The organism is Candidatus Obscuribacterales bacterium, from assembly GCA_036703605.1.
Taxonomy (GTDB): Bacteria; Cyanobacteriota; Cyanobacteriia; order RECH01; family RECH01; genus RECH01.
This window is the reverse complement of sequence record DATNRH010000132.1, coordinates 1-3,270: the sequence shown is the minus strand read 5'-3', so window position 1 is coordinate 3,270 and position 3,270 is coordinate 1. Positions and strand designations below refer to the sequence as shown.

Below are 3,270 nucleotides of genomic sequence, written 5' to 3'. Positions count from 1 at the left end.
TCTGCTCGGTTAGGAAGGTGCGTCGCGCGGCTGCGCGGGCGCTCTTAGCCTTCTCCTGTACTCCCTTCCCTTCCTTAGCGACTACCTTAGTAGCCTCCACACGAGCAGCCTTAGCCGTAGCCCGCTGGTCTTCTAGCTGGGCGCTCTCTTGGTTAGTGAACAGATCAGTCTGGACAGCAGGCTTCTTGGAGACAGCAGGGGTCGTGGTAGCAGCAGCCGGAGCTGGGCTTTCCTTGTAGGTGATACCCTTAGCTAGATCGTTCTCTGCACGCTTGGTGTCACGTACCGCAGCAGCTAGTGAGCTGAGAGTCTGCTGGTCGGTCTTGCCGCCATTGACTTGCTCCTGTAGGAACTCGACCTTCTGACGGTTAGTATCGACCACACCCTGTAGACGTAGACGCTCACTCTCACGGTTCTCCGCTAGAGCAGCAGCGTTACCTTCAGCAGCACGGCCCTGACGTAGACCTTCTTGAATCTCTAGGTCCTTCTGTCGGGCAGCTTCCTGCGACTCGTATGAGGGCAGACCTTCCGGCGTACCGAACATATCCATCTGGGTAACAGTAGGAGCGATAGCGTTGGAACGTGGTACATCTCCCGCCTTAGCAGGATTGAATTCGTTGTTAGCCGCATCGATGTTGCTAGCTAGCATAGCCGCTTCTTGTCCAGCAGCCTTCATGATGTTGAGAGCTTCCACCGGACCACCAAGAGCACTACCGCCCATAGCTCCCGCTACCGCTGATCGGCGTACTGCCTCAAAGAAGTCTGCGGTGCTTTTAGGTAGGTTGTCTTTCGCGTGAGCAGCTAGCTCAGCATTCTCTGTCTGTGAAGCAAGCAGCTTATCAAGGCCCATCTGGGCTAGAGTGGTGACTGTCTCTTCTGCGGATTCACCAGCAGCGGTTAGACCAGTCTTATATACAAACTTGGAAGCGTTACCGAATAGATCAACAAGAGCCTCACGAGGGATTACTCGATTGGCTCCGGGAATCTTAGATAGGAACTTACCAGCAGGGATAGCAGCGATACCAGTCTCAAGCGCGGCGTGGCCGGCAGCACGAGCAGCAGCTCCTTCCTTATCTACACCAGACTGACGAGCCTCGGCGTAGGTCTTGTTGAATACGTCCTCACCCATCAGACCAGCGGTAGGACCGCCGAAGACAGATAGCGCACCGAGTGGTGAACCTGCTAGGTCCATACCGCCCTGAGCTACCATACCTGAATCTTCGTACTTCTTCGCAATGTCGGCCTTAGCCTGACTGCCTTCAGTATAGAGACGCTTACCTAGATCGGAGGTATCCTCACGCTTGCCATTTAGCTGATTAAGCAGAGCACCGATAGCACCGCCGCCCTCAAAGTTAAACTGGTCATAGATACCGCGAGCTACTTCTGCCCCGCCCTTGTTACCCATATCATCATGAGTAAAGATACGGGCACCCATGCCTGACTTGATATCGTTGAAAGCCGAGGAACCCATATCTCCCGCGTACTCCTGAGCAGGGGCAAGCGAAGCTAGTAGGTTATCAAAAGACAAAGCTCCGCCCTTGGCCGCAGGCGTAGTGCCTCCAGTCTGAGCGGAGCTGTCGGTAGAGCTTGTGACTTTAGAGAAGGGAGCGTTCTTACGCTCCTCCTCTTGTAGAAGGGCGCGCTCTTCTTCTTCCTGCTTACGGGCAAGTTCATAAGGGGCAACCCAATCGGTCCCCCTATCAAACCTTAGTAGTGATTCACGCTTATCCTTCTTCGACGCCATACAATGGTGCTCCTTAAATTAACGTTTAGCTTGGTCTGTACTTTTACGTCCAGTACTGTAGTTGCCTAGGAACCTTAGGAAAGATTCCTGCGCGTCTTCGCCGGTTCGTGAGTTCTTTACTAGCTCAATAGCAGCTGCTCTGATAGCGGTCTGGGAGATGTTCCCTGACTCTGTAGCAGCCTCCACATCTTTGCTGTAGCGGAACACTAACTCATTGGCGATATCGGAATCAGTAGGTTCATCTGACCCGTCTAGAGCTTTCCGGTTTGCTCTGTTATATGAACCGATACGTGCGGTAGCTACCTTATCATCACGTGCATCACTCTTTCCACGAGAGTCGATCTGGGAACGGATGTTATCAATAGAGAGCTGGTCGCCCTGCTCCTTCCTTTTATGGGAGGCAAGCTCGGCTGGAGTCATATCCCTAGCGCTAAGAACTGAACCGTCCTGAGCACGCTGGGTGATTTTACCGGTATCAGGATCGATAGTGGACATAGCAGCATCGACACGGTTACTCTTCTTGAAGTTCTCCTCAAAGAGGAAGTTAGCCTGAGCTGTCTCTCGTTGTAGATCAGCTAGCATCTTAGCCTTCTTCTCTTCATTCTCCAGCTTACGTCGTTCTTGAATCTGGTCTACCTGATTATCGGCAAACCCCTTAACAAACCCTGCAAGTAGATTAGCCACCTAGACCTCCCATAGCAGCCTGTGGCTGCGGTGCTTGTCCCGGTGCGGGCTGTCCCTGCGGAGGAGCTTGCTGGCCGCCCTGCGGCGACTGAGCAGCTGCCTTGATCGTCTCAAGGACTTCCGGGTAAATCTCATCAGAGAACTCTTCCGGCATATCCATCTCCTTCTCAATATAGTTAAGGATGCTGTCAAGCCATCCGCCCTTAGCAAGAAAGATTTTAGGATCGATATCCATTTCCCTCTGTAGATTCTCAGCTAGCTGCCCGATCATCTGAGCGAGGAACTGTCCAATCACCTGAGCTGGTTGCTGGGACTGCTGGATAGCGTCAGAGATAATCTTCATCCCGCCGCCTTCCTGCAACATCTTGATAGTCATACGGACGGCAATCTCTACATCCTTATTACCGCCCTGCTTGTTCGAGGCTTCCGCCTTCCTCATAGAATCTAGGCTAGCCATTATTATCCAACTCCCGGTCGTGCCGGCTGTTCAATCGGCGGAGCCGCTACGGCGTTAGGTGCCCAGCGATCCATCGTAGAGAACTGCCCATAGGTATCTAGGGCTGCCCGCTTGCGTACTTTATCTTTCTGGTCGTAGAAGTCTTTAAGAGATGCGGCGAAGTCTAGGGTCTGACGACCCTGTTTAGCTACTTCCTTAGCAGTCTTCTCATCCATAATACCACCAGCAGCAGTACCTACACCAGCGAGAATACTCTCCCAGATATTACTACCACCACCATAGGACGTAGCAGTTGTTCCACCATTCTTACTAGCCGAGTAGGTATTAGCTGCCGTAACTGCCGTAGTGGCCAGCTTTCCCCAATCAATACCACCAGTCCCAGATG

General features: G+C 52.8%; 4 protein-coding genes. All 4 read right to left on the bottom strand.

Annotated elements, in window-relative coordinates:
• Nucleotides 1-1,471 (bottom strand): hypothetical protein (locus V6D20_02735; protein HEY9814710.1); only part of this gene is annotated, 1,471 nt, incomplete at its 3' end.
• 291 nt (nt 1,472-1,762) lie between these two features.
• Nucleotides 1,763-2,428 carry a hypothetical protein gene (locus tag V6D20_02730; GenBank protein ID HEY9814709.1) on the bottom strand — a complete coding sequence of 222 codons (666 nt, stop codon included), beginning with the start codon at nt 2,426-2,428 and terminating at the stop codon, nt 1,763-1,765.
• Nucleotides 2,421-2,885 (bottom strand): hypothetical protein, encoded by a 465-nt coding sequence (locus V6D20_02725; protein HEY9814708.1) that lies wholly within the window; start codon nt 2,883-2,885, stop codon nt 2,421-2,423. The genes V6D20_02730 and V6D20_02725 overlap by 8 nt, the downstream gene beginning before the upstream one ends.
• 2 nt (nt 2,886-2,887) lie before the next feature.
• Nucleotides 2,888-3,270, bottom strand: a 383-nt coding sequence (locus V6D20_02720; GenBank protein HEY9814707.1) for a hypothetical protein, incomplete at its 5' end; no start/stop codon positions are given.